Annotated in this window: 25 protein-coding genes; 12 read left to right on the top strand and 13 right to left on the bottom strand. The window is 60.0% G+C overall.

What is annotated here, in order from left to right; all coding sequences use genetic code 11:
* Window positions 1-104 precede the first annotated feature (104 nt).
* The 3 genes from CUR21_RS04570 to CUR21_RS04560 all read right to left on the bottom strand — a co-directional run bounded on the left by CUR21_RS04570 (window position 105) and on the right by CUR21_RS04560 (window position 2041).
* Window positions 105-941 (bottom strand): arginyltransferase, encoded by an 837-nt coding sequence (locus CUR21_RS04570; protein ID WP_100195830.1) that lies wholly within the window; start codon window positions 939-941, stop codon window positions 105-107.
* A gap of 85 nt (window positions 942-1026) precedes the next feature.
* The gene (locus CUR21_RS04565) at window positions 1027-1491 is read right to left on the bottom strand and encodes an RDD family protein (protein ID WP_232622682.1); all 465 of its coding nucleotides are present in this window, start codon (window positions 1489-1491) and stop codon (window positions 1027-1029) included.
* A 79-nt stretch (window positions 1492-1570) separates the two neighbouring features.
* A complete protein-coding gene (locus CUR21_RS04560; RefSeq protein WP_100195828.1) occupies window positions 1571-2041 on the bottom strand; it encodes a DUF2852 domain-containing protein in 471 nt (156 codons plus the stop codon).
* A 446-nt stretch (window positions 2042-2487) separates the two neighbouring features.
* Here CUR21_RS04560 and tpiA point away from each other — a divergent pair, with 446 nt between their 5' ends.
* The gene (tpiA, locus tag CUR21_RS04555) at window positions 2488-3231 is read left to right on the top strand and encodes a triose-phosphate isomerase (RefSeq protein ID WP_100195827.1); all 744 of its coding nucleotides are present in this window, start codon (window positions 2488-2490) and stop codon (window positions 3229-3231) included.
* Window positions 3232-3402: 171 nt separating this feature from the next.
* The gene (locus tag CUR21_RS04550) at window positions 3403-4584 is read left to right on the top strand and encodes a cytochrome P450 (protein ID WP_100195826.1); all 1182 of its coding nucleotides are present in this window, start codon (window positions 3403-3405) and stop codon (window positions 4582-4584) included.
* A gap of 80 nt (window positions 4585-4664) precedes the next feature.
* Here CUR21_RS04550 and CUR21_RS04545 read toward each other — a convergent pair whose 3' ends face one another.
* Complete coding sequence (locus CUR21_RS04545) at window positions 4665-5126, bottom strand: Lrp/AsnC family transcriptional regulator (RefSeq protein ID WP_100195825.1); 462 nt, start codon at window positions 5124-5126, stop codon at window positions 4665-4667.
* 138 nt (window positions 5127-5264) lie between these two features.
* Here CUR21_RS04545 and cobA point away from each other — a divergent pair, with 138 nt between their 5' ends.
* The 6 genes from cobA (at window position 5265) to CUR21_RS04515 (ending at window position 10075) form a co-directional block, all read left to right on the top strand.
* Window positions 5265-6026, top strand: coding sequence for a uroporphyrinogen-III C-methyltransferase (gene cobA / locus CUR21_RS04540; protein ID WP_100195824.1), 762 nt, complete (start codon window positions 5265-5267; stop codon window positions 6024-6026).
* A gap of 2 nt (window positions 6027-6028) precedes the next feature.
* On the top strand, window positions 6029-6346 hold the full coding sequence (locus tag CUR21_RS04535) for a DUF2849 domain-containing protein (protein WP_100195823.1): 318 nt from the start codon (window positions 6029-6031) through the stop codon (window positions 6344-6346).
* A 1-nt stretch (window position 6347) separates the two neighbouring features.
* The gene (locus tag CUR21_RS04530; protein WP_100195822.1) at window positions 6348-8018 is read left to right on the top strand and encodes a nitrite/sulfite reductase; all 1671 of its coding nucleotides are present in this window, start codon (window positions 6348-6350) and stop codon (window positions 8016-8018) included.
* Entirely contained in the window at window positions 8008-8757 is a 750-nt protein-coding gene (locus CUR21_RS04525) for a phosphoadenylyl-sulfate reductase (protein ID WP_100195821.1), read from the top strand. The genes CUR21_RS04530 and CUR21_RS04525 overlap by 11 nt, the downstream gene beginning before the upstream one ends.
* Window positions 8754-9158 (top strand): DUF934 domain-containing protein, encoded by a 405-nt coding sequence (locus CUR21_RS04520; protein ID WP_100195820.1) that lies wholly within the window; start codon window positions 8754-8756, stop codon window positions 9156-9158. Before CUR21_RS04525 ends, CUR21_RS04520 begins: the two co-directional genes overlap by 4 nt.
* A gap of 92 nt (window positions 9159-9250) precedes the next feature.
* Complete coding sequence (locus CUR21_RS04515) at window positions 9251-10075, top strand: ferredoxin--NADP reductase (protein WP_232622690.1); 825 nt, start codon at window positions 9251-9253, stop codon at window positions 10073-10075.
* A gap of 69 nt (window positions 10076-10144) precedes the next feature.
* Here the strand turns inward: CUR21_RS04515 and CUR21_RS04510 are convergent, their stop codons facing one another.
* Window positions 10145-10774 (bottom strand): hypothetical protein, encoded by a 630-nt coding sequence (locus tag CUR21_RS04510; RefSeq protein ID WP_100195818.1) that lies wholly within the window; start codon window positions 10772-10774, stop codon window positions 10145-10147.
* Between the two features lie 232 nt (window positions 10775-11006).
* Here CUR21_RS04510 and infC point away from each other — a divergent pair, with 232 nt between their 5' ends.
* Window positions 11007-11552 carry a translation initiation factor IF-3 gene (gene infC / locus CUR21_RS04505; RefSeq protein WP_100195817.1) on the top strand — a complete coding sequence of 182 codons (546 nt, stop codon included), beginning with the start codon at window positions 11007-11009 and terminating at the stop codon, window positions 11550-11552.
* 89 nt (window positions 11553-11641) lie between these two features.
* Here infC and CUR21_RS04500 read toward each other — a convergent pair whose 3' ends face one another.
* From CUR21_RS04500 to CUR21_RS04475, 6 genes are all read right to left on the bottom strand, one after another.
* The gene (locus CUR21_RS04500) at window positions 11642-12670 is read right to left on the bottom strand and encodes a molybdopterin-binding protein (protein WP_100195816.1); all 1029 of its coding nucleotides are present in this window, start codon (window positions 12668-12670) and stop codon (window positions 11642-11644) included.
* Window positions 12667-13659: an XdhC family protein gene (locus CUR21_RS04495; RefSeq protein ID WP_369802505.1), complete on the bottom strand. Its 993-nt coding sequence runs from the start codon at window positions 13657-13659 to the stop codon at window positions 12667-12669. Before CUR21_RS04495 ends, CUR21_RS04500 begins: the two co-directional genes overlap by 4 nt.
* 168 nt (window positions 13660-13827) lie before the next feature.
* A complete protein-coding gene (locus CUR21_RS04490; RefSeq protein ID WP_100195815.1) occupies window positions 13828-15936 on the bottom strand; it encodes an OmpA family protein in 2109 nt (702 codons plus the stop codon).
* A gap of 160 nt (window positions 15937-16096) precedes the next feature.
* On the bottom strand, window positions 16097-17359 hold the full coding sequence (locus CUR21_RS04485; RefSeq protein ID WP_100195905.1) for a VWA domain-containing protein: 1263 nt from the start codon (window positions 17357-17359) through the stop codon (window positions 16097-16099).
* A gap of 84 nt (window positions 17360-17443) precedes the next feature.
* Entirely contained in the window at window positions 17444-18307 is an 864-nt protein-coding gene (locus tag CUR21_RS04480) for an AAA family ATPase (protein ID WP_369802506.1), read from the bottom strand.
* Between the two features lie 162 nt (window positions 18308-18469).
* Window positions 18470-20674, bottom strand: coding sequence for a hypothetical protein (locus tag CUR21_RS04475; protein WP_100195813.1), 2205 nt, complete (start codon window positions 20672-20674; stop codon window positions 18470-18472).
* Window positions 20675-21543: 869 nt separating this feature from the next.
* Between CUR21_RS04475 and CUR21_RS04470 the strand changes: the two genes are divergently transcribed.
* Entirely contained in the window at window positions 21544-23127 is a 1584-nt protein-coding gene (locus tag CUR21_RS04470; RefSeq protein ID WP_232622681.1) for a glycosyltransferase family 2 protein, read from the top strand.
* Window positions 23128-23807: 680 nt separating this feature from the next.
* Window positions 23808-24785, top strand: coding sequence for a phosphoadenosine phosphosulfate reductase (locus CUR21_RS04465; protein WP_100195903.1), 978 nt, complete (start codon window positions 23808-23810; stop codon window positions 24783-24785).
* An 18-nt stretch (window positions 24786-24803) separates the two neighbouring features.
* Here CUR21_RS04465 and CUR21_RS04460 read toward each other — a convergent pair whose 3' ends face one another.
* A complete protein-coding gene (locus tag CUR21_RS04460; RefSeq protein ID WP_100195812.1) occupies window positions 24804-25214 on the bottom strand; it encodes a lysozyme inhibitor LprI family protein in 411 nt (136 codons plus the stop codon).
* A 64-nt stretch (window positions 25215-25278) separates the two neighbouring features.
* Window positions 25279-25716: a hypothetical protein gene (locus CUR21_RS04455; protein ID WP_100195811.1), complete on the bottom strand. Its 438-nt coding sequence runs from the start codon at window positions 25714-25716 to the stop codon at window positions 25279-25281.
* A gap of 103 nt (window positions 25717-25819) precedes the next feature.
* On the opposite strand from CUR21_RS04455, the gene moaA reads away from it, so the two are divergent.
* Window positions 25820-26830 carry a GTP 3',8-cyclase MoaA gene (gene moaA / locus CUR21_RS04450; RefSeq protein ID WP_100195810.1) on the top strand — a complete coding sequence of 337 codons (1011 nt, stop codon included), beginning with the start codon at window positions 25820-25822 and terminating at the stop codon, window positions 26828-26830.
* The last annotated feature ends 2 nt before the right edge of the window (window positions 26831-26832 follow it).

The raw sequence follows: 26832 nt of genomic DNA, 5'->3' as shown, positions 1-26832 counted from the left end.
AACCACGTCCAGAGGCCGCGCCTTGATCCTGATCTCTGCCTGTAAGATGTGGGCAAAACCGCAAAATTCCGCGCCACATCTTTCTCTGCAAGGGATGAGAGGGTTCAGTCGCGGTGCGGACGCGCTTCCGGAAGATTGATGCGCGCCACCTGCTCTGCGATCGGATCCATCGACAACGGATGCAGTTCTGCTCGATGCGCCGCCGGATCACCAAGATCCTGCCAGACGCCTTTCTTGTAGATCTCTAAGGCAGAAAACCCGGCCTTATACCCCATCTTGCGGCTGCCCGGCACCCAATAGCCAAGATAGACGTAAGGCAGACCTGCTTCACGCGCGATGTTGATGTGATCAAGAATGATATGGGTGCCCAGCGACAGATCAACCAGATCGGGATCGTAGAAGCTGTAGACCATTGACAGACCATCATCGAAGACATCCGTCAAGCAAACGGCTGCCAGCTCTTGGCCTCTCTCCTCCGGCCCTGCGGGCCTTGAGTATTCAATCACCCGGCTCTTGATCGGAGTTTCTTCGATCATCGCCGCGAATTCGAAGATATCCATGTCTGCCATGCCGCCATCGGCGTGGCGTGCGTCAAGATACCTGCGGAAAAGGCTGAACTGATCTTCAGTCGCCCATGGGCTGGTTGCGCTGCGACGCAAATGCGCCGCACGCCGCATGATCCGTTTCTGCGTCCGGCTGGGACGGAAATCAGCGACACGGATACGCGCGGAAAGACAGGCAGAGCATTCCGAACAAGACGGCCGATACAGCACGTTTTGACTGCGCCGAAAGCCCTGCTTGGACAAGGTGTCATTCAGCCGCTGTGCGTGCTCTCCCTGCAGCGCCGTAAACAGCTTTCTCTCCATCCGCCCTTCCAGATAAGGGCAGGCCTGAGGAGCCGTCACGTAGAATTGGGGCGCAATGGGAAGCGTGTGGCGCATGTCACGTGTCTGATCAAGGATGGCTCACGTTAGCAAGCCCTGCAGCCTGCGCCAAGACGCGATTTTGCAGCAAGGCCTGACCATTTCACCGCGATGACGGGCTGTTGATCGCAACCGAGCCAAGAACCATATCGCTCAGCCCCTGCCCGCGTGAAGACAGCACCATCAGCACGACAGACAAAACCTGCGGCATGACGAAAGCCATAGAAACGGTGTATCCCAAGGTGTGCAATAAAGCCGTGGCACCGTCGAAGCGCTGGCCGTTCCGATCCAGAAATTCGATGCTCATCAACCGCATGCCCCAAGTTGCGGACCGTCCGCTCAAGGTGAGCCAGCGATAAAGAAACCCGACCACAAGGAACAGGAAGGGCAAGAAGAACAGCGCCGTGAAAGCGGTAAACGGCACGATCAAGGCGGTGACGACCCCGATCAGGATCAGGTCCAGCACCCAAGCCAGAAAACGCTTTGGCAGGACGCCTGCATAAAAGGCGGGATGGCGCTCTGGGTCTGGCTGCATACTGGACATCATCATAGGGGAAACTGTGCGCATCGGCATCGTCCTGCAAGAGAAAGTGTTAAAGGCACCAAGGGTCGGGGGTGGCCGAACACTGGCCACCCCATGTCGGTTTTCAATACTCGCCGCGGGGCGCGTCCTGCGCGGGAACAGGCGGACGTGCCGCACCTTTGGCGCGATCTTCCATGAAGCTGTCAAACTCTTGCTTGTCTTTGGCTTCACGCAGACGCTCAAGGAAGGACTCGAAAGCGCCCTGCTCTTCCTCGAGCCGACGCAGCGTTTCCGCCTTGTAGGCATCAAAGGCCGAATTGCCCGACGAACGCCAAGCCGTGTGACGGCTGAAACCATAATCGCGGCCGCTTGCGGACAGTTTGTTCTTGAACATGCGTTTGCTCCATTTGTTGGCGTAGGTCATGTAAACCACAAGCGCGAGGCCGACCGGCCAGACGAAGACAAAGCCCAAAATCATGGCAGCAATCCATGCGCCACGGCCTTTCGCGTCAAGCCAGTCTTCGGCAGCGCGCAGTCGGGTGGTCAAACCGGCGAGCGCTGGCGCTTTGGCGGCGGTGTCGGGGGAATAAGTCATCGGCAAATCTCCATCTCGGCGGCTGAACCCCTCGGGGCTATGTGAATGTCTTTCACATGATGTCAGATGACCCTCCACACCCCGAGGTTCAAGACCCGATGTAAAACATTTTTACATTTTCCGTTTCGCGCGGACCAAAGGGAGGCCGGCGACGCCCCAGCAGAACCCGAGGCTTAGGCAGGAAAGATTTTTCTGAAAAAGACTGCAAAGGCATCAACGGCCTCCCCTCGACGAAAAATCATCACATTGTTATTTTTCCTCAATGCTTTCCCTGAAATATGGCGCGGCTGATTGCAGGCGGCTTTGCTTATGAACTTCACCCGCCGCGCCTGCCTCTGGCACTTTTGGGCCACCAGAACAGAAACCGATAAGGCAGGTTTTGTCGCTTGTTTCGCGCTGGCCCGCCTCTATGATCGCTGCGCAATTGAGCGTTGAGAGGATCACACATGCGTAAGCTGGCCGCTGGAAACTGGAAAATGAACGGCACGGGAGAGAGCCTTTCGGAAGTTGCGGCTCTTCTGTCTTCTCAACCTGCCCCGGCTTGCGAAATGTTGCTCTGCCCTCCTGCAACCTTGATTGCCCGCATGGCCGATCTGGCCAAAGGCAGTGCCTTGCGGGTTGGCGGGCAAGATTGCCATGCAAAGTCAAGCGGCGCACATACCGGCGATCTGTCGGCAGGGATGCTGGCCGACGCGGGCGCCAGCCATGTGATCCTTGGCCATTCAGAGCGGCGCACCGACCACGCGGAAACCGACGCGCAAGTGCTGGCCAAAGCGCAAGCGGCACAGGTCGCGGGTCTTGTCGCAGTTGTCTGTATCGGAGAGACCGAAGCACAGCGCGATGCGGGTGAGACATTGGACGTGATCGGGCGCCAGCTTGTGGGATCGGTCCCGGAAGAGTCGAGCTCCGCCACTTTGGTGGTTGCCTATGAACCCGTCTGGGCGATTGGCACCGGACGCACTCCAACGATTGCGGAAATCGCCGAAGTGCATGCCTTTATCCGCGCCCGGCTGACCGCAAGGATCGGCATGCAGGCGGGAGGCGTGCGTTTGCTTTACGGCGGGTCGGTAAAACCGTCCAACGCGGCTGAGATCTTTGCTGTGCCGCATGTGGACGGTGCGCTTGTCGGCGGCGCGAGCCTGAAGGCGGCCGATTTTGGCGCCATTGTCGCGGCATTGTCTGCCTCTTGAAGAAGGCAGGTTTTCCGCCGCGGGCAAGTATGCCCGTGGCGGCCCCCAAAACAGGCGGTCATAGCACGAGATCATGCTGCGCATGGCGGCCACATGCCCACACTGCCGCAGCCTGAAAGCAACCAAAGCAGGCCCTTGCACCCGCCCCACCCGCGCGGCTAAGCCTTGCGCATGCAAAGCCTCATCCAATCCCCGACCGCACCGGACTTTGTCCAGAATCCCTATCCTTTCTATGAACGCGCCCGGGCCTTGGGTCCGTTTTTTCATTGGCAGGACTATGACCTGATCTGCACCCCGTCGGCAGCAGCGGCGAATGCGATCTTTCGTGATCGCCGCTTTGGCCGGGAAGTGCCGCCCGAAATGGCGAAACCCATCGCGCCACACACAGCGCCCTTCTATGCCGTCGAAGCCCATTCAATGCTGGAGCTGGAACCGCCACGCCATACCCGGTTGCGCTCACTGGTTTTGCGCGCTTTCACGTCGCGCCGCATTGCCAATCTGCATGGTGACATCGAAAGCCTCAGCCATCGCCTGATCGACGCTTTGCCTGACAGCGATTTTGACCTCATCACCGGCTTTGCCCAGCCGCTTCCCGTCATCATCATCGCCCGCTTGCTGGGCGTGCCTGAAGCGATGGCAGGTCAGCTTTTGCACTGGTCGAATGCGATGGTGGGAATGTATCAGGCGCGGCGCACCCATGCGATGGAAGTCGCGGCAAGCGACGCCGCACGCGACTTTTCTGATTTTCTGCGAGGCTATGTTGAAGAGCGCCGCAAAGCCCCGGCCGACGACCTGATCACTCAGCTGATCGCGGCCGAGTCGGAAGGCGAGCGGCTTTCGACCGATGAGCTGATCACAACCTGCATCCTGTTGCTGAACGCGGGGCACGAAGCCACCGTGCACACGCTTGGCAACGGCGTGAAGACTTTGCTGGAAACTGGCACCGTGGCGCAGATCCTGCGCCCCGAAACCGCGCCCAAGGTGGTTGAAGAGATCCTGCGCTTTGATCCGGCTTTGCACATGTTTACCCGCACCGCCTATGAGACGGTCGAGGTCATGGGCCACACCTTTCAGCGGGGCGATCAGGTCGGCCTGCTGTTGGGCGCGACCAACCGCGACCCACAGCTGTGGGAGCGTCCTGACGCGTTTTGGCCCGAACGCACGGACAAACCCAATCTGACCTTCGGCGCGGGGCTGCATTTCTGCGTCGGCGCTCCTCTCGCACGGCTGGAATTGCAGATCGCCCTGCCAATTCTCTTCCGCCGCATGCCAGACTTACGGCTCGCAGAGCCTCCCCGCTACGCAGATGTGTATCACTTTCACGGGTTGGAGCGGTTGCAGCTGACCCGCTAGCCGGAGCGTCTGCTGCCAAAAACATCGCCCTCGGCGGGAGTGAGAAAGGTTCAAACCCTCCTCACCCCCGCCGCGAGCCGTCAAAGAGGCAATACCGTGGTGGACTTGATTTCTTCCATGCTGAGCAAGGCGGTGACGTTGTAGATCTTCACCTCAGAGATAAGAGCCTGATAAAACTGGTCATAAGCGCGGGCGTTCTTCACCCGGACCTTTAGGATGTAGTCAATGTCACCCGCCAAGCGATGCGCTTCCAGCACCTCGGGGCGTTCGCGCAAGGTTTTCAGAAACTTGCGCTGCCATTCTGCCTCATGCTCAGAGGTTCGGATCAACACAAAAAAGCAAGCCTCAAGCCCAAGGGCCTCGGCGTCCAGAATGGCTGTCTGGCGGGTGATGACCCCCTGCTCCCGCATGCGGCGAATACGGTTCCAGACAGGCGTTTTCGAAGACCCCACCTTGCGCGCGATCTCGTCCAGCGACTGGCTCGCATCCAATTGCAATTCGCCAAGGATTTTCCGATCAAGATCGTCCAGTTGGGCCACCATTCGCTTTTTCCCTGCTTTTACGGAACCGATGCCCGGTATTGCTTCAGTATCGGAACAACTTTCCTTATCCGCAAGAGGGTATGGCATATCAGAGGGAAAATATCCTATATACAGCGGGAAAAGCCACAGGATCTCGCTATGACTTCTTCGCTCTCCCGCCCGCACCCTGAGGTGATCTTTGTCGGCGCTGGCCCGGGCGCGGCCGAGCATCTGACGCTTGGCGCTTTGCGCGCGTTGCAAGAGGCTCAGGTGGTGATACATGACCGACTGGTCGGGAAAGAGGTGTTGGCGCTGATTCCGCCCCATGTGCAACTTATCGATGTGGGAAAGGAAGGCTTTGGCCCTTCGACATCACAAGAAAGCATCAACGCAACCTTGGTCGCACAGGCCATGACGGGTGCACGGGTGGTGCGACTGAAGGGGGGCGATTGCGGGATCTTTGGACGCCTTGATGAGGAAATCGATGCCTTGACTGCCGTCGGCCTGTCCTTTCGCATCCTTCCTGGCCTGACCTCTGCAACGGTTGCAGCGGCAGCCGTTGGCCAGAGCCTGACCAAACGCGGCCGCAACGCGGCCTTGCGCATCCTCACGGGCCACGACATGGCCGGATTTGCCGAACAGGACTGGCGCGGGCTTGCCCGCGCGGGCGAGGTGGCGGCCATTTACATGGGCAAGAAGTCCGCCCGTTTCATTCAAGGCCGTCTGATGATGCACGGTGCCTCGGGCGCCACGCCGGTGACCGTGGTCGAAAATGTCAGCCGCGGCGATCAGCGCATCATCGGCACCACATTGGCCCAATTGCCCGAGGCTGTCGCCCTCTGTGATGGGCCTGCCGTGATCCTTTTCGGGCTGGCACCGCGCGCCGCCAGTCAATCTCTTGTCCAACTGAAAGAAGCCTGACGATGAGCCGCCGTTTTACCCCCAAAGTTGTGACAGCCAACCGTCTGCGCGAAGGCGACGTGGTCTATTTGACCGCTGACAATGCATGGTCGCCCTTCCATCATGCCGCCGAACTGATCGAGGATGAAGCGCACGCACAGATGCGCCTGCTGCATGCCATGTCGCAAAAGCTCGAAGTTGTCGGCGCCTATCTGGCAGATGCGAAGCCGGGCCCCAACGGTCCTGAACCGGCACATTTCCGCGAGGCCTTCCGCGCGCGCGGCCCGTCAAACTACGACCACGGCAAGCAAGCCGATTTCCCTACAGATCTGGGGGTGTAAGATGTATTCCTATTCGGATTTCGATGAGTCTTTCGTTCGCGCACGCGTGGCGCAGTTCACCCAACAGGTTGAGCGACGCCTAGACGGCTCTTTGACGGAAGAAGAGTTTCGCCCCCTTCGCCTGATGAACGGGCTGTATCTGCAGTTGCATGCCTATATGCTTCGGGTCGCTATTCCCTATGGCACCATCTCGCCACGCCAAATGCGGCAATTGGCGATGATTGCCGATACGTGGGACAAGGGCTACGGCCATTTCACCACCCGGCAGAACATTCAGTTCAACTGGCCCAAATTGCCAGACGTGCCTGCCATCCTCTCGGCACTGGCCGATGTGGAAATGCATGCCATCCAGACGTCGGGCAACTGTGTCCGCAACGTGACCGCAGATCATTTTGCCGGCGCCGCAGCGGATGAGATCGAAGACCCACGCCCCTATGCCGAGCTGTTGCGGCAATGGTCCACCGACCACCCCGAGTTTCAGTTCCTGCCGCGCAAATTCAAGATCGCGATCACCGGCGCCCCGAATGACCGTGCAGTCACCCGCGCGCATGACATTGGCTTGCGCATGGTCCGCAATGCGTCCGGGGAGCCGGGGTTTGAGGTCATGGTGGGCGGCGGGCTTGGCCGGACCCCGATGATCGCCCATACGGTGCGTGATTTTCTGCCCGTGGCCGATCTGCTGCCCTATGTCGAAGCGGTTTTGTCCGTTTACAATACGCTTGGGCGGCGCGACAACAAGTATAAGGCGCGCATCAAGATTACGGTGCATGAGACTGGGAAAGAAGAAATTTCCCGCATGATCGAAGAGCGCTTCGACGAGCTTCGCCCCTTGTTTGGCGGCAACGACCAGCGTCTGCTGGAAGACATTCGCGCGGCCTTTGCACCGCCGGCCTTCCGCAACGCCCCTGTCGATGCTTATGATGCGTTTTACAAGGCTGATCCGGTGTTTAGGGCATGGGCTGACACCAATCTCGCACCCCATCGCAATGACCAGTATGCCATTGTCACCATCAGCGTAAAGGCGCATGGGCAGACTCCGGGCGATGCCAGCAGCGATCAGATGCGGGTGATGGCCGATCTGGCTGAGCGCTATGGTCATTCGGACCTTCGCATCAGCCACGAGCAGAATGTGATCTTGCCGCATGTCCACAAGTCGGACTTGCCCGCACTGCATGCGGCGCTGGTTCAGGTGGGGCTTGCCACCGCCAACGTGGGGCTGATCTCTGATATCATCGCCTGCCCCGGCATGGATTATTGCGCCTTGGCCACTGCCCGTTCCATTCCGATCGCGACCCAGATTTCAGAACGGTTCAAGGCGCTGGATCTGGAGCATGAAATCGGGCCTTTGAAGATAAAGATCTCGGGCTGCATCAATGCCTGTGGTCATCACCATGTTGGTCATATCGGGATTCTCGGCCTCGACCGCGCGGGGGTGGAAAACTATCAGATCACCCTTGGAGGCGATGGGTCAGAAACGGCAGCTATCGGAGACAAGACAGGTCCGGGTTTCGCCTATGACGAAATCGTTCCTGCGGTGGAGCGCATCGTGCGCGCCTACCTCACCTTGCGCGAAACCTCTGAGGAGACATTCCTGATGGCTTTCCGCCGTCTGGGCATGGAGCCGTTCAAGGCGGCCTTGTATGATACTGAAGGCGCTCAGGATGCCGCGTGATCTGCACTCCGGTCCCGTTGCAGAGCGCGTCGCCGCCCTGAATGCGCGTTACAAACATCATTCGGCGACGGCGGTGCTTGAGCACAGTCTGAAAGACGTGGATCTGGGCCGTGTGGCGCTGGTGTCTTCCTTCGGGGCGGAATCGGTCGTGCTTTTGCATCTGGTCAGCGTGATTGCGCCGGAAACTCCGGTGTTGTTCATCGACACCCGGATGCTCTTTGCAGAAACACTAGAGTATCAGCGTGAACTGGCCGAGAAGCTCGCCTTGTGCGACATTCGCACCATTCGCGCCCATCCGGCCAAGGTCGCCTTTGAAGACCCAGACGGGACCCTGCACCAGTTCAACACCGATGCCTGCTGTGCGGTGCGCAAAGTCGAGCCACTGGAGCGCGCGCTGACACAGTTCGACGGGTGGATCACCGGACGCAAACGCTTTCAGGCCGGCACCCGTAACCAGGTGGAATTCTTCGAGGCAGAGGGCGACACTCGCATCAAGGTCAATCCTCTGGCGCATTGGGGCCGCGAGGATCTTGAGGAATACATCGTCAACAATCGGCTGCCACGCCATCCGCTGGTGGCGAAAGGCTATCCCTCGATTGGCTGCGCGCCGTGCACAAGCCCGGTGAAGCCAGGTGAAGATCCGCGGGCAGGTCGTTGGAGAGGCTCACAAAAAACCGAATGCGGCATCCATTTCATAGACGGAAAGCCGGTTCGCATCGCAAAGGACACTGCCGCATGAGCGTGATTGTCACCGACGCAGGTTTTTCGCCTGCGCCCCCCCTTGCTTCGGTTCCTCTCGCAGAGATCGCCACCCACCAAGGCGTGCTGGATCTTGCACATACGGACGATCCGATCTCGGCCAAGCCCTATCTGCATGACCTGCAGTTGATCCGGATTTCCTTCCCGGCCTTCAGCGACGGACGCGCCTTTACCATTGCGCGTCGTCTGCGGATGTTCGGATACACCGGAGAATTGCGCGCCACCGGTCCCGTCATCGCCGATCAATATGCGATGGCACGCCGGGTTGGCTTTGACTCGGTCGAGATTCCCGATGAGCTGGCCGCACGACAGCCCGCCGAGCAGTGGCAGTTTCGCGCGGACTGGCAGGCCCATCACTATCAGGCACGCTTGCGCGCCTGAGGCAGTCCGCCGCTTTCCACGGAATGAGATCGAAGCTAGAAGAAGAGGCCGGGGTTCTCCCGGACACACCGTTCATGACCGAAGTGACCCTGATGACCGACGCCGCCACCCCAGCCGCCGCTGCGACCCCCAAACCCCATCTGCCTGACGCGGCCAAGGTGACCTCTGTCACCCATTGGACCGACCGTCTGTTCTCTTTTCGCGTCGAACGTCCCCGCAGCCTGCGTTTTCGCTCTGGGGAATTCGTCATGATCGGTCTGTTGGGAGACAATGGGAAGCCGCTCCTCCGCGCCTATTCCATCGCCTCTCCGGCATGGGATGAAGAGTTGGAATTTTACTCGATCAAAGTTCCGGACGGCCCGCTGACCAGCCGCCTGCAACACATCAAGGTTGGCGATGAGATCATCCTGCGCCCCAAACCAGTCGGAACGCTTGTGCACGATGCGCTTTTGCCGGGCAAGCGCCTGTGGTTCTTGGCGACTGGCACCGGGCTCGCACCTTTTGCATCTTTGATGCGCGAACCGGAAACGTACGAGAAATACGACCAGATCATCATGATGCACACCTGCCGCGAGGTGGCAGAGCTGGAGTACGGTCGCCAGCTGGTAGAAAGCCTTAAAGACGATCCGCTGATTGGCGAACTGGTGGGCGACAAACTGATGTATTACCCGACCACCACACGCGAGCCGTTCGCGCGTATGGGGCGGGTCACAGACAATCTGGCATCGGGGAAAGTCTTCGCTGATTTAGGCTTACCCGCGATGAACCGCGATGAAGACCGGGCGATGGTCTGCGGAAGTCTTGCCTTCAATGTCGATGTCAAGAAAATTCTTGAAGGTTTTGGCTTGAGTGAAGGCGCCAATTCAGATCCGCAACAGTTCGTGGTGGAAAAGGCTTTTGTCGGCGACGGCATCTGACCACCTTTGCCAGACCGCATGAAAAAGGCCGCGCTGTCAGCGCGGCCTTTCTTATGAGATAACAGAGCATCAAAGCCCCAGAGCGGCCTTGACCTGCGCAATCACGCCGTCGAGCAGGGCCGGGTTTGACGCAGCCGAGTCCACCGCCGATTTGAGGGTGATCTTTGTGGTGTTGTCCAACGAAGACCCGTCGATCAAAGCCTTCACCCCGTCCGCATTGAAATTGGCGGCATCGAGCGCCGCGGCTCCTGCGGTGGCAGCGCTGGTCGCGGCCTCGGTGGCAGCATCTGCCGCCGTCTCGGCAGCTTCACTCGCCGCGTTGGCCGCGGCAGCGCCTGCGTCAGTTGCGGCATCTGCAGCTTCTTGCACGGATTCTGCGGCGGCATTGGCTGCGCCTTGCGCCGCGTTCGCAGCCGCCTCAGCCGCAGATTCTGCGGCGGCAGCCGCTTCTTCGGCAGCGGCGGTGGCGGCAGCTTCCTCTGCCGCGGCGGCGGCAGCGGCTTCTTCAGCCGCAGCGGCAGCCGCAGCTTCGGCTTCTGCGGCGGCCGCTGCCGCGGCTTCTTCCGCAGCCTGTGCTTCGGCAGCAGCAGCGGCGGCCGCTTCCTCTGCGGCGCGTTGCGCGGGCACATAGCTGAATTGATAATATCCGCCAGCGGCAAGCAAAACGACGACCGCCCCGATGATTACACTCTTGTTCATGTCTGATACTCCCATCGCCGGGCGTCTCACCCGGTTGGGCGTCATATGACATTCGATCCCCCGCTTGAAAAGGTGCGGCGCTGCGACGCAGCGGCCGATCACATGGGAAGCGACCTCGAATTGCCAATTTTTGGCACGTTTCCATGGGCTATGCGTGCTGAATCACATTGAACCCAAAGCCGGGGAGGACTATCTTGCGACCGCTTGAGCAAACCACATAAGGACGCATACCATAGCCCGCAGACCCCACAACGCCCCGCCGCAACGTGACACCGGCCCGCGCATCAACGACCGGATCCGCAGCCCGGAAATCCGCCTGATTGGTGCGGACGGCGAAAATGTCGGCGTCGTGACGCCGGCCCGTGCCTTGGCCATGGCGGAAGAGGCCGGACTTGATCTGGTCGAGATCAGCCCGAACGCCGAACCTCCGGTCTGCAAGATCATGGACTTCGGCAAGTTCAAATATGAAACTCAGAAGCGCGAGGCCGAAGCGCGCAAGAAACAGCACATCATCGAAATCAAGGAAATCAAGTTCCGTCCTGGAACGGATACCCATGACTATGATGTGAAGATGCGCTCGGTGCTGAAATTCTTGGGCGAAGGTGACAAGGTAAAGGTTACCTTGCGTTTCCGGGGCCGCGAGATGGCCCACCAGGAATTGGGACTCGAGCTTTTGAACCGTGTGGCCGCCGATGTCGCCGCTGCGGAAGCAGGCAAGGTCGAGTCCTTCCCGCGCCTTGAGGGACGTCAGATGGTCATGATGATCGGTCCGAAGTAAGCGACCGAATTTTCGCAGAAAATTCGTGGCGATCTGGCCAAGTGGCCGTTGTAGCACCAAAGAAGTCGGGGGCATCGTGGCCCCCGCTTTCATCTCCGGGGTCGCGGTTCGCGGGGTTGGGGCCGCAAGGGGATTTCCTTGAGCAACCCGCCCACCCCCATCTCAGCGATATGATCATCTGTCAGCGGCAGTCCACAGACCAGCCGTTCCAGCACCCAATCTGCTCCGTTCAGTGCGGGACTGCGCGCACAGCCCGGGAGGCCGATCACCGGCCGAGTGGCAAGATTGCCATAAAACAGCAGATTACCGGGATCGACGGGCATGCCGAAGCGTGCCACCTGCCCTCCGGCGCGGCGCAGCGCCTGAGGCGCGGTATCCAGAAGGTCAGAAGTGGCCGATCCGGTCAGGATCAGGATGATGTCTCCCCGAGCCTCGGTTATGGCAGCCGCAAGCGGCGCCTCTTCATGCGGGACAATCTTGCAGGCGGAAAGCTGCATCCCTAACGCAGTCAAGCGCGCCTCGACCGCCTCTCGGGCCTTCAAAGCCAACTTGTCCGGCATCCCCGGCACAGCTGTCAGGATTAAGCTGGCGCGGGTCAAGACCACGGGCCGCACCCGCAGTGCGTTTTGTGCGGCGGTGCAGGCGCGCGTCAGATCCGTTTGCGACACCGCATAGCTGATGATCTTGACCGTGCCGACAAGGGTGCCCGCTTCGACGCGCGTGAAAGGCGCAAGCGTGGCCAGAGTGATCGATGGATGGATGCGGTTCATCGCGTCGATGGCCGCCGTATCCAGATCAAGCACGCCCGGGCCTCGGGCGTTCAGGTTGACCCGCCCGGTAAAAGCCGCCGTCAGCACAACTCCTGCCGCGTCCGGATCTGGCACCAGCGCCTCTGCAAGCTGCGTGGCCGCATCGTCTTCATGCACATCGCCCGCTTCCAGACGGGCCACCATAACCTGGTCAATACCAGCCGCCTGTAACTGGGCCAGTTCCGCCTGCCCCAAGACAACACCTTTGCGCAGCCGCGCCGTGGCGCCTTGGTCAAGGCCGCCACTGGCAACGGAATGCGCCAAGATTGCTCCCTCGGCTTGAGCGAGTGGCACTTCCGCAAAAATCATGCGCCCTTCCTCAGGACTTGGATGATCTGGCCAAGGACCGAGACTGCAATTTCAGCCGGGGTTTGCGCGCCGATATCTAATCCCACGGGCGCATGAATGCGTGCCAGCGCGTCTTCCGCGATCCCGGCGGCCCGCAACCGATCCAGGCGCTTGGCATGCGTGCGGCGTGATCCGAGGCAGCCCAGATAAAAGCAAGGGCTGCTCAGCGCTGCCAGAATGGCAGGATCATCCAGCTTGGCATCATGCGTCAAGGTTACCACGGCCGTGCGGGCGTCTGGCGCAAGGTGCTGGATCGCTTCGTCTGGCCAGTCATCAAGGATCTGCTCACCTGGAAACCGCTCAGCACTGCCAAAGGCAGCACGGGGATCAATCACGCTTGTCGCAAAGCCACAATGCCGGGCCATCGCCACCAAAGGTTGCGCAATATGCACGGCCCCCACCACGATCAAGCGCAAAGCGGGGCTCTGCACAGCCACAAAGCGGCCATTTTCCTCTACGCCCGATCGGTCGGCGCGCAGCCGTGCGTCCACCGCCGGGTCGGCCCCCGGCAACACCACTTTCCGCTCCCATGTGTCCAGCGTCACCACATAGGCACATGCTTCACGCGTCGCATGTGCTTCCGACAGCTTTTCCAGCATCCCCGCGGGAAGCCGGTCACCGCCTTCTCCCACCGGTTCCACCAGCACCTTGATTGTTCCGCCGCACGCCAAGCCAACCGCAAAAGCACTTTCATCGCTGACACCGAAGGTCAGCAAACGTGGCGTTCCATCGGCCATGGCCTCCAAGGCTTCGCTGACGACAGCGCCCTCGACGCAACCGCCAGAGACCGAGCCCATGATCTGGCCGTCTCCAGAAATGGCCAGCTGGCTGCCCGCTTGTCTTGGCGCGCTGCCCCATGTTTCAACCACGGTGGCCAAAGCCGCACCCGAACCTTCCCGATGCCATCTCAGCGCCACGTCAATGATGCGATCATGATCTGCGGTCATCATCCGGTCCTCCTTCAAACGGTTTCCAAGACCCGATGTCGTGACTATGGGCCAGCATGCGGCGCGCTGCCACTGTCAAAAGGTGTCACAGCAACGAAGCCCGACTCTTCATGAAAAGACGCCGCAAGGATGACCCTGCGGCGTCCATATTGCGTTAAACGTCAAGTCGTATCAGCGCAGCGCGGCCGTGTTCATCAGCGGGGTGATAACCCGCACCGCAGCCCGACGATTGCGGCGTTCATCGGCTTGCGTCTCAATCCGCAACTCGCTTTCGCCATACCCCTGTACGATCATGTTTTCCGGAGGAATTCCATAATACTCGGTCAGAGCCAGTGCCACCGACTCGGCACGACGATCGGACAGTGTGAGGTTATAGGACGCAGATCCGACAGCATCGGTGTGACCTTCGATCAAGAAAACCTCGCCCGGATTGTCTCGAAGGATGTCATCCATGATCCGCCCGATCGACGCGAGTTTACGCGCTTCCGTGGGTCGAATGACAGAAGAGGCCGTATCGAAGGTGATGTTGTCGACATCAATGGTCGCCGCAAGCGCGCGCACCTGCGGAATTTCCCGGATCTGACGCAGGCTGAAGGTGCGACCCAAGGCACGCGCTTCTTCCCGCGCCATAGCGGCTTTAAGGGCGGCATCGCTGTCATTGGTGGAAATCGTCACGCGGTCGGGCCGAGGACGCGGCAGGGTCGACACGTCGATGCGTTCTTCGCGTGCGAGGTCGTCGATCAACACCACTTCATTGCCCCTTGAGTCATAGGTCGAGCGGCGCAGCACGCGGCCAGATGCATCCCGAATGGTCACCACTTGCACACCGTCGTCACGCTCAACGATAGAGCGGGTCGAGCCGTCGCTGAACGTTTCCGTGCGCACCGTCGAGCCAGGACGCCGCAGCAAGGTGTCGTCATCTTTGTAGACCACAAAATTGCCTTGCGGATCGCGCACGACAACACGGTCACCTGTGTTTTCAACAACTTCGCGGCCGTCGCTCAGCACCTTGCCCACGACAAGTGCCCCGAGCGCGAGCAGACCAACCTTCTCGAGATTGGAAAGGCCGGACCGCCGATTTTCGCCCACGGCAGTGGGCGCTGCGGCAAACTCTTCCGCAGAAGAGCGCGTGTCCGCCTCGGTCACGGTGGTGACAGTCACATTTTCGGGTTCTGCTTGGGCTGCGGGTGCTGTGCCGTCTGGCGCAGGGGCGGCGCTTTCCGCAGTGGATCCAGGGACCAATCCCAAAGCGGCGGCCGCAGCAGCGACGCTGCCCAGCGCGTCAGAACCCTCTTCTGCACCTTCGACAGCAGACGGCGTTGCGAGGAGGTTTAGCAGCGACTCAGTTTCCTGCTCGCTCACCACTGGTGCCTCTACCGGTTCCTGTGGCTCAGTTTCGGCCTGAGCAGCGGCCTGAGCCGCAGCTTCTGCGGCGGCTTCGGCTGCGGCAGCGGCAGCTTCTGTCTCGGCGTCCAGAACCACCTCGGCCTCTGCGGTCGGCGCGGCTTCCTCTGCGCTCACAGTTGCTTCTGGAGCGGTTTCTTCAAGCGCTTCAGTTTCCGTTGCGGCGTTCGCTTCCGCCGCTGTGTCTGCTTCAGGCAAGGCCGCGCCGTCGTCTACGGCGTCACTTCCTTCTTCAGGAGTCGACTGCGCCGCAATGTCGTTTTCAGGGGCCTCGTCGGTCTCGACCGTCTCGGGCTCCACAATCGCATCGGAGGACTCTGTCTCGGCGGCTACAGCGTCTTCGGCAGCTGCGGCCTCAAGCTCAAGGCGCAAAGCTTCTTCTGCGGCGGCGGCTTCTGCCTCGGCCTGTGCAGCCGCTGCGGCGTCTGCGGCAGCAGCCGCCTCTGCTGCGGCGGCCTCTTCCGCGATCCTTGCGGCCTCTGCCGCTTCAGCCTCGGCGGCGGCTGTTTCCTCTGCGAGCGCAGCCTCGGCGGCAGCAGCCTCTTGGGCAGCCGCGGCTTCTGCCGCGCGGGCCGCTTCTTCCGCGACATCATCTGCCACCGCAGCCTCTGCTGCCGTGCGCGCCGCCTCTTCCGCCGCAGCCGCTTCTGCCTTCAGCTGCTCTTCATTGCCCTCCAGAACCTGCTGCGCGATCGCCTCAGGATCGCACTCTTGGCCTGCGAGGACAGAACACAGAAGTTCACCATCCGCAGAAAGCACCGAGCCGTCCTCGGCGACGGTCAGGTTCACGTCAGCCGTTTGGGCCATCAATGGCCATGGCGTGACTGGAGTAAGTGCAAGCGAGAGTGCTGTCGTGGTGGAAAGTAGGCGTTTCATATTCTTCCTTTCGCGTGAGACAAGCCCGAGTCGCACAAGCGTCCCCGACCGCCGTTAAGCATGGACGGACCCTAGAGCGCAGTGCTTTGTTATGCGATAACAAGCGCCGATCCGGGCCAATGGCTGCTCAACCTACGCACGTAAACGCAGAAGCGCGAACTCAGGTTCCCGTCATCATGCGCAGAAGTCGTTGCTTTTCCCCGCCATCATTTCTGTCCGTGATCGCGGCGGCCAATTCCGCCAATGAGGCGATGGAATGCCCTGCTCGGAAGGCATCACAATGCGGCAGCATGGCGCGAATGCCCTGTGCCTTTGGCGCAAATCCTTCCCATCGCAGCAAAGGGTTCAGCCAGATCAGCCGACGGCAGGAGAGGTGCAAGCGCTCCATGCTTGCGGCGAGCTGAGAAGTGTCGTCACGGTCCAGCCCGTCGGTGATCAGCAGAACCACAGCGCCCTGCCCCAGAACCCGGCGCGACCAGTCCCGGTTGAACGCCGCAAGGCTTGCTCCAATCCGTGTGCCACCTGACCAATCCTGTGCCTCTGCCCCCGCCGCGCGCAATGCAGCATCGACATCGCGGTTCTTCAGGTGACGCGTGACATTCGTCAATCGTGTGCCAAACGTAAACGCATGCACTTTCGCCCAGCCTTGACCTTGGTGATTTGCGACTGCGTGCACAAAGTGCAGAATCACACGGGAATATTGGCTCATGCTTCCCGAAATATCGCACAGCACAACAAGGTTTGGCCAACGCAGGCGCGGCGCTTTCATCGCGAGTTGCGTGATCTCGCCGCCCTGCCGCAAAGACGCTCGCAAACTTCTGCGCAAGTCAATCTGCGGACCGTGGCCAGAGGCTCGGCTGCGCCGGGTTCGCAACGGACGCACGGGCAGGCTCAGTTTTGAAAGCATTCGCTTGGCCTGCGCCACCTCCTCCACGGACATTTGGTCAAAGTCCAGCGTTCTCAGACGCTCGTCACGGCTCGTGGTGCCCGTTGCGTCGATTTCAATTTGGGGGGCGTCTGCGGAGTCATCCTTATGCTGCGGCAGGTCGCGCGTGATGCCATCCAGCAGGGATTCAGCTGCGCGCTTCTCTGCAGCGCCCGCCAAACGTTCCTCTTGCACGCCCCGGATAGAGGGCAGCAAAAGGCTCATCATATGGTCAAGATACTTCGGATCGCGCCAGAACAGGCGGAACACCTGTTCAAAGACAATTCTCTCTTCTGGCCTGTTGACGAAACAGGCTTGCAAGGTCCAGTAGAAATCACTGCGTTCGGAAAATCCCACTACGCTCACGGCACGGATGGCATCGAGCACGCGCCCAGGCCCGATCGGGAGGCCCGCCTTGCGCAAGGCCCGCGCGAAATGGGTGATGTTGTGCGCCAGTTTGCCATCCTCGGGAATGTGAAGCGCATCACTGGCTGACATCACCGCCCCGATGGGCCGCACGACCCGCAGAGGGAGGGGAAACCATCCGCCATCCAAACAGAACTGAACACAAGATGGAGGCTGTCATGCGGCGGTGAGCTCACGACGGACCTCTTCAAGCAATCGCTTGGCCTCGGATCCTTGGATCTTTTGGATATCGTCCTGATACTTCAGGATGGCACCCAATGTATCGGCGATCACGTCAGGTGATAACGCGATCACGTCCAAGGCAAGCAAGCACTTCGCCCAGTCGATCGTTTCAGCGACCCCGGGGCGTTTGAACAGATCCTCCCGCCGCAAACGCTGCACGAATGCGACAATCTCCCGGCTCAGCGCATCCTGTGCCATCGGCGCGCGCGCTTGCAAAATGTCCAACTCGCGAGCGAACGCGGGATAATCGACCCAATGATAGAGACAGCGCCGCTTGAGGGCGTCATGCACCTCGCGGGTGCGGTTTGATGTCAAAATCACGATCGGCGGTTCAGGAGCATGAATGGTGCCAAGTTCAGGAATCGTCACCTGCGCGTCTGACAGCGCCTCGAGCAAAAAGGCCTCAAACGGTTCGTCCGTGCGGTCAATCTCGTCGATCAGCAGAACCGGCGGGCCACCGGGTTGCGGGCGCATGGCCGCAAGAAGGGGACGCTCGATCAGAAATTCCTCTGTGAAAAGATCGGCCTTTGCTGCCCCGGCTCCGCTGGCTTCCGCTGCACGGATCGCAACCATCTGTGCCGCAAAGTTCCACTCTGCCACCGCTGACGCCGCATCCAGCCCCTCATAGCATTGCAAACGGATCAAACGGCGGCCAAGCGCGCTGGCAAGCGTCTTGGCAATCTCCGTCTTTCCCACGCCCGCTTCGCCTTCCAGAAACAAGGGGCGGCCCAGACGCAACGACAAGAACACGACGGTAGCCAAGGCGCGGCTGGCGACATAGCCCTGTTCCGCAAGCATGTTTTCGGTGGCATCGATCGAGGTCGGAACCGCTGTTGCCAAGGTGCTCTCCTTTGTTAAGCCACATGCTGGGTCACAAAACCCCGCTGGGTCAAGCCATCACCTGCGCACCTACGACCAAGGGATGAACAGGACGGCAAGAGAGAGCTGCTGGCACTGCGCCTACAAAGACATCATCTCCCGTCGGATGTAGCGATTGTTCCCACGCGTCAGAACCCAGCGCCCCAGTTTGCGCGCAAGGCCTGGTCTTCCCCTGTCCAGTGCGCGCTTGAACAATTCGCGCTGATAGCGGGGAAAGGACTTTCGCGCCCGCAAGCTGCGATAAAACTCTGTCTCGGTCAGGGTGCCATTCAGTGCTGCAAGTGTGATGGGCGCAAGGATGCCCATCTGCTGTAAGCTGGAGCCCAAACGATGCCCAAGCAGTGGTGCGCGCAATTTCAAAACATTCTGTCCGACAAACCGCTCTGCGTGCGCTCGGTCAAGTGTCTCATATGGGTCATAGAGCAGGAAAACGCGACCCGCAGTGCCGCTTGATTCTGTGGCATCGGCATGGGCCCCCGACCAATCCCGAGACCAAGCGCTGCGATACCGTGTCTCCCATGGCACGAGCGCACGGTTCAAGGTGGACTGAGGTGAAATGGCGACGACGTCAGCCCCCGGACAGGCCGAAACGAAGGCGCTTGCACCATAGCCCCCCATGGACGCGCCGTAAAAGACCACGCGTTTGAATGCTGCAAAAAAGCCAGAGGTGCGCAGGTCTTCGAACTGTTGCCAGACCCAAGGGTCGCGATACCATGTCCAGCCTTTTGCCATGACGCCGAGCATGGACCAGCCTTGCTTTTCGATGAAAGAAAAACCCCAGGGTTTGCGGTCTTGTCGCTTCTCCATCGCCAGATCAAGATTGTCGAAGGTCACCACCAGCGTGTCCGAACGCTTGATGAACAAAAATGAGTGTTCCGCGTTGTCACGATAAAACCCCTCACTCCCCGCAAGCTCCGATGCGATCTGCGCCCAATCGTCTGTACCGGTCTTTTCGGCCGCGGGGGGCGTTGCCCGAAACAGCGCCCGCGTGATGGAAACACCATTCGCATCCCGCGTGCTGATGGTCTCGCATGTGCCATAGGCGTTAAGCAGAGGATAAGCGCCGGACCCCTTGCGGATATCCATCACCATCCGAGACCCAGGATGCAGCATCGCTTCCAGAAGGCCTGCCAAAGGCTTGACTTTGTTCACATCCCCAAAGCCAGTCAAGTTTGCGATCACATCCGTGCGCATCAACGCGCGCGCGTCCGCCACCCGGGTGATCTGCCTGTGCGGCACGCCATGCGCTGTCAGATATTGCTCATAAGGCGCGACCCAAGGTGAAGGGCTGGGGGACCAACGGCCTTTGGGATCGATGTCGACCAGATGAATATCGCACCCCCATTTCTGCCAAGCCGCCAGTGCAAGGCTTTGCGCGTTTCCTCCCAGATCGGCGAAGTGCCGGACCTCGGCCACGTCCAGACGGTCTACCAGTCCCGCGTCAAACACATGCTTCCCTCTTGCTTTGATCGGCGCAGCCTCGGCCTCGATTTCGTGCAGTTTCAAAAGTTTGTGCAGATAACTGCCGACGGGAGGCAGCCCCTGATGGCGCAGCCCGAGTTCGCGTTTGTTTGATGCCCAAAGGTGCAAGGCTGTGGTTTCAGATGTGATCATCCTTTCCGCCACTTCCGCGGCGCGCAAAAACTTGAGCCGCTCCGGGAAAGGAATGGGATAAAACGCCTCGAGCGGCTGGACCTGTTCTTCAAGACCCAGAGCATGCGTAAAATGGGTGACGAGCATCGGCCCCCAAACGCCCCAAGGCTGTTGGCTGACATGCACAGGCTGACCTGCCGCCATGGCGGATCGATAACTGTCCCGCAGCTTCCTTTTCACAAAGGGCGGGATTGCATACACATCTTGGGTGTAGGCCAACAGGGCATGAAGCAATGCGCCATGGGCCGGCAAGCCCAGCACGGCATTGTTGACCCGGTGATTTCCCGGCAATTCAAAGCCAAGCACATGATCGCTTTCATATGTCATGGGGCGCAGGCAGTAGACATCGGTATCCACCCAGATCATGCCCGGATTGCTGGCAATCATGTGCAGCCTGAACAGGTCTGCGAAGAGCGCAAAACTGTCCTTCTTTTCGTATTTGAGAAAGTTGTCGGTGTCCAAAACCTCGCGCCCATCACGCAGGATCACGCCAGCAGGCACGTTCGGGATCGCTTCATAGGAAAACAGGGTGATTTGCTGCCCCCGATCCACAAAGGACTTGAGGCAAAGCTGTTCCATCCACGACAGGCTGCCGCCGATCCAAAGTGTCCCGACTTCCCTGACCCTGACCATAGCCGCGCAAACCCCTGACACGCCGTTCGTGTCGGCGCTAGCGCAGCAGTCTGGCGAAAATAGGACCTTTTTGCAAAGGGCGCTGCGCGAGCCGGAAGAGGTTTGCTTTCATGTCGGGCCATCGCCATGATGCGGCAGACAAGCAAGCGGCAAAAGACCGCGCAAGACAGGGTTTTACGGGCATGGCGCACGGGGCGGAGCCAAAGCAAGCAGCTGTCTTTCACCGAAGTCTGATGGCGCGCGAGCTTGATTTCTCCGGCGTGACACGGATGCTGGATTGTATAGCTTTCCCGGACGGACGCATGCTGACGGTTTTCGGGAAAGGCACACAGCCTAAAGCCTTCGCGCCAGATGGGGCGCCGGGATGCGCGACTCCGACAGAATTGCGCGAGATTTTCGATGCAACCCTTGTTATGACAGCCCAACGCGCGCCGCTTGCCCTCAAAAGCGGTCAGCGCCTTGCTCTCACGCCACATTCCGCTGAACCAGAGCTTTTCGCGGGGCTAAACACAGTTTTCGGCTTTCGCACCGATGAGTCCGCTGCACAGGTGGCCGAGGGTCTGCACTATCATGCGACCCATCATGGCCTTCAGGCCGCGCTGATTGTTACCCGACTCCCGGATGGTGCCGCGTTTGCCGAGGCTTTGCGCCAAGCTCTGGGAACATCGCCCCTGACGGTGGTGGTGCTGGACAGCCCGATACCTTTGGGAAAGCCAGATGAGGGCCCCGCCAATCACCCATGGTTTGCCCCGGACGCCCCGGGGAAAGATCGAATGGCGGTGCCATCGCCTGACCCTTGGCGCTCGGCGCTGTCAGAACACATCGTGATTGAGTCGCTCAAATGGCGGTTTCTGTCGCGGGCAAGGGCCGTGCTGTTTCTGGACGTCAGCGATGTGCTGGCCCCGAGCGGCCCAAATGCCTTTGATCAATGCCATACGGCGCGACAAGGCGTTGTCCTGTTGGCGGGACGGCGCACATATCCTTGGCGAGTGCGATCCAAGGACGCGCCGGGCTTTGGCGACCATATCTGCCGCCAGTTCGATTCGCGGCAAGGCATGGCGCGCTGGGGCGTTGCTCCGGCCAAGGCGGGTTTGGAAAAGACTTGGCGCATGGCACGCGTCGCTTTTGCAAAACCAGACTCTGCACAAGCGATCCCTTTCTATCGTGCCATGGCGATCCGGGTGCCCGCGCATCACGCCGAGCCATTGGCCCCAAAGACCTCGCTTGTCGAAGACCCTGCACTGTTGACTATGGCGGACCAATTCTTCCGCCATGTGCCGGTGAGAGCGCCCACGTCGCGCCCACGGTCAGCCGCGAAGCCCGCGGCAGAGGCGGGACGCACGGCCATCGTGACCACGATGAAAAACGAAGGTCCCTTCATCCTGGAATGGATTGCTTATCATCGGGCGATCGGCGTGAATGATTTTCTGATCTACACCAACGATTGCACAGATGGCACCGACAAGCTGCTGGACCTGCTGCAAGCCCGCGGCCTGTGCCAGCATCGTATGAACCCTTGGGTGCCCGGGGGCGCGTTGAAGCCCCAGCACGCAGCATTGCAGGCAGCCGAGTCGGAACCTGTGATGCAGCAGTGTGACTGGGGCATCTGCATGGACGTGGATGAATTCATCACCATCAAGATTGGCGATGGCACCTTGCGTGCGCTCTACGCCGCCTTGGGTGAAGCCAACATGATCAGCCTGACATGGCGGCTGTTCGGGAATTCGGATGTCTCGCACTACCAGGATCATTTGGTGGTGGAGCAGTTCACCCGTTGCGCGCCTGAAGTGATCCGCAAGCCGCATCAGGCCTGGGGATTCAAGACCCTTTTTCGCAACATCGACCTGTACAAGAAACTTGGGGTTCACCGTCCCAAAGGCCTGAAGCCGGATCTCTGGACACATATCAAGTGGCTGAACGGCTCGGGAAAGCCCATGCCCAAAGAGATGTTCCGGAACGGTTGGCGGTCTACGCTCGACACCTACGGATACGACTGGGTGCAACTCAATCACTATGCGGTGCGCTCTGCCGAGAGCTTTCTTGTCAAGCGTGACCGCGGACGCGTCAACCATGTGGATCGCGATCAAGGGCTCGCCTACTGGTTTCGCATGAACCACAATTTCACGCAGGATACATCGATTCAACGGATGCTCCCGGCGATCAAAGCCGAATATGCGAGGCTTCTGGCCGATCCCGACATTCGCGCGCTTCACGACCACGCGGTTGCCTGCCACCGGGCGAAGATCGCAGAATTGCTGCAAGCCGATCGCCACCGCAGTTTTTTCCGCGAGCTTACCAGCCCGCGCATGCAAAAGCTTTGCCGCCTGCAACATCACTTTGGGTCTGCCGTCTTTGCAGCCGGCCCCAGCGTCATCCCTCCCGACCTTCATGCCAGAGATTTGCCGCCTGATTTCTTCTTTACCGTCGAACCCAGCGATGAGGCCAACACGTGATGGCACGAATTTTCTGCGAAAATTCCTGTCCCCCGCGTCGTGCCATGCACCAAACTGCCGACACGCCTTCGACGCCTTGTGCGGCAGGCGCCGTGTCGGAGCCAGCTTGTGGCAGCGAAGCGGCTTCACCATCAGCACGACAATGAAGAAAGAAGGCGCGTTTCTTCTGGTATGTGGTGCGCACCATCAAAGCCTTGGCTGCCGCCGCCGCGCCCACGACCGAAGTCATCCCTGTGTCATCGTGGATCTTTGGCCTAAAGGATGGCAGATTCGCCGATCAGGCAGCGCCGCGGACCCGCCATTTTCAAAGGCAAGGCTCGGCACATGTTAAATCCCTGTCCCGGGGCCTAAAGAACATTGGGCGGATCGGAACACAGGCACCTGTTGCGCAGCCTGACTCGGGGCACGATCTGCGGGCGGAACAACGGGCGGAGGGCGATGGCCCGCTTAGCCTTACCCCATGTTCGTCACTGGCGAACACGATGACGCGCGGACAGGCCGGCGTGAGTTTCAGTGGGCAGCTTTTTGCCACTTGGGCAGAGACCCTGCGCCCTCATGCACAAGTCTGTTTTGTCCATCGCGGTCTTGCCGTAAAACGGCCACGATCAGATGGTTAGGCTCTTCGCAGAAGGTCATTGTCCGCGCGCGCACCACGGCGATCGCGAGGAATGGAGATTGTGATGTCGGATACATTTTCCCCGCCGCAAACAGCGGCCGCCTCTGCGCAGGCAATCTCTGACGGATCTGCGGCAGAGCTGGACGCACGCGCCGGCTGGTTGGCGATGATGGACGAGATCGGGGAAGAGGCTGGCTATTTTCAGGCCTTGGGCGCGCGGCATTGGGCCTTTTTTGTCGATGAATCTCCCACGATGCTGGTCAGCTTCGAGCAGGCTGGCGACATTCTTTCAAGGCCGGGTCAAATGCCGCTCGGGCATGACATCGCGAAGGACAAAGGATGGTCGCATCTTTGTTTGATCGCGGATGGTGACACATGGTATCGCGACCCCCGGGTCTACGGCTATTTCGACCGGCTGGTGGATGATGCCTTCTTCGAAGATTTCGACTCCGTCCTCTTCATGGGGTCGGGCGTGCAAGGCTACGCCGCCGCTGCCTTCTCTGTCGCCGCGCCCGGCGCTACTGTTCTTGCTCTGTCTCCACGAGCGACCCTGAAGCCAGACATGGCCGGGTGGGACAAGCGTGCCGTCAAGGCGCGAAAACTCGATTTCACAAGCCGATATGGCTATGCGCCCGACATGATCGAGGGGGCAGCCCGGGTTTATATCTTGCATGACCCCGATGTCACGGAAGATGCGATGCATGCCGCGTTGTTCCGCGGCCCTCATGTGACGCAATTGCGCTGTCCAAGATTGGGAGGGCGCCTTGACTGGTCATTTACCCACATGCAGGTCGTCACTCCGCTTGCACAGGCCGCGATGGCGGGCACACTGAACATGCAGAGCTTCGCGCAGATCTGGCGCGGTCGCCGCAACTTCGGCCCCTATTTGCGCGTCTTGCTGACCCAAGCACAGGCACGTGGCCGAGTTGGGCTTGAAAAGAAGATTTGCCAGAATGTCACGTCTCGCCTGAACGCACCCAGATTTCGCAAGAGGCTCGCGGATATCTTGGCTGCGGAAGTCGAGCAATCGCTCAAACAATAAAGGACGGGACAGAGGCCATCAGCCTTCTGGTCCCGCGGCAAGCGTCCACAAGTCTTGCGCTCTTTGTTGCGTAAGTCTGGCTTTGCATCCCAGCACAACCATCGCTTCGGCCGAACCGCCCTTCATCAGGAAGCTTTCGGCAAAACAGGCTTGATCGCGATAGGAAATCCAAGCCCTTTGTGCATCGCGCAAAGCCACTTCAGCCTCGGTCGATTTGGCGGAGTGGGCCGCATCCCTGCGTTGCATAAACGCACGCGCGGAGCGATAGGCAGCGTTCAGATCCGTGTCTGCTGCTTCAAACTCCGTTGCGATGCACGCATTTATCGCCTGTTGTGTCATGGCATCCGCGCAATCCATGGCGTGGACATGACTTGGCGCTGCCAAGATCATGGAAACAACAAACCCCGCCGCCACTTGCCTTCGTGCCATCTGCCTTCCCCTTTTCCGGCGCCCCGCGCCGCCGGAACCGCGTCCGACGACACGCGCAACGTTCTTAATTGGCAAAAACAGTCACTTCTGGCAGCGCGGTCAAAGACAAGCCCAAAGCCACAAAGCCGGGCAAGGCCAGCTGCGCCGCGCCCTGCCCCGGCAAAAGATCCACTGCGACGGATTGACCCGAAGCTGTCACCACCCGGCCTTTGCCCGGAGCCGTGACCAAAGCCGAACGCAACCAGATCCCCGGTTCGGATGGGCTGCCAAGGCTGACAGCGACTTTGCCCAATTGCCGCTCTCCGCTCGCGGCAGGCGCGTCAAGTGCTGCCTGCTTTTGCTCTGCAGAGGTCGTATCAAGAGCTGCCGCGCTTTGCCCTGCGCCCATGGCGGGCGCAGAGGCCGCCGCCGCCGTTTGGCCGGAGGCCGTCGTAGAACCGCCCGAACGTTTCGAACCATCAAGCACCGCGCATCCAGAGGCGGCGACAAGAACGAGACTCATGAGAATGAACTTTTGCATAGAGAAACGATAGTCCTCCGTCTCTCACACCGCAATGCCTCGATCCTGCCTTGCCAGCGCATCGGCGGAGTCTTACCTTCGCGCAATGACCCACACAGCCCCCCTGATCGATCCCTTCGCCCGCGCCATTTCTTACCTGCGCGTATCGGTGACAGATCGTTGCGATTTCCGCTGTGTTTATTGCATGGCAGAGAACATGACTTTTCTGCCAAAGGCAGACCTGTTGAGCTTGGAAGAACTGGATCGGGTGTGCTCTGCCTTCGTCAGGATGGGTGTGGAGAAGCTCCGCATCACAGGCGGAGAGCCGCTGGTGCGCAAGGGCATCATGACCTTCTTCCGTGCCATGCAACGCCACCTGAACTCGGGCGCGCTGAAAGAACTCACGCTGACGACCAACGGCAGTCAATTGGGCAAGTATGCTTCTGAGCTGGCCGAATGCGGCGTGCGGCGCATCAACGTCTCGCTGGATACGCTCGATCCACAGAAGTTTGCCGATATCACCCGATGGGGCCGCTTGCCGCAGGTGCTCGAAGGCATCGCGGCGGCAAAGGCGGCAGGTCTGCGTGTCAAGATCAACGCCGTTGCGCTCAGGGGTTTCAACGAAGCCGAGCAATTCAGTCTGACAGAGTGGTGCGCCCGGCACGACCACGATCTGACTTGGATCGAGGTGATGCCGATGGGCGATCTCGGCAATGAGGATCGGCTGGATCAGTATTGGAGCCTGAAAGATCTGCGCGCGCGGTATGCCGAACGATTTACCCTCACCGATCTGGCAGAACGATCAGGAGGTCCCGCGCGCTATGTGCGCATCGAGGAAACCGGGCAAAAGATCGGCTTCATCACGCCTCTGACCCATAACTTTTGCGAAAGCTGCAATCGGGTCCGCCTGACCTGCACGGGTGAACTTTATATGTGCCTTGGTCAGGAAGACATGGCAGACCTGCGCGCGCCTTTGCGGGCAGAGGCTTCGGATACTGCGCTTGAACAAGCAATCCGCAACGCCATTGCCCGAAAACCGAAAGGGCATGATTTCGATTACAGCCGCAGCGGTGTTGTTGGCCAGATGACACGCCACATGAGCCACACAGGCGGCTGAAG

The sequence above is a fragment of the Pseudorhodobacter sp. MZDSW-24AT genome, assembly GCF_002794355.1.
Classification (GTDB): domain Bacteria; phylum Pseudomonadota; class Alphaproteobacteria; order Rhodobacterales; family Rhodobacteraceae; genus Pseudotabrizicola.
Note: the sequence above shows the minus strand (reverse complement) of the source record. Positions and strands in the feature narration are given on the sequence as shown.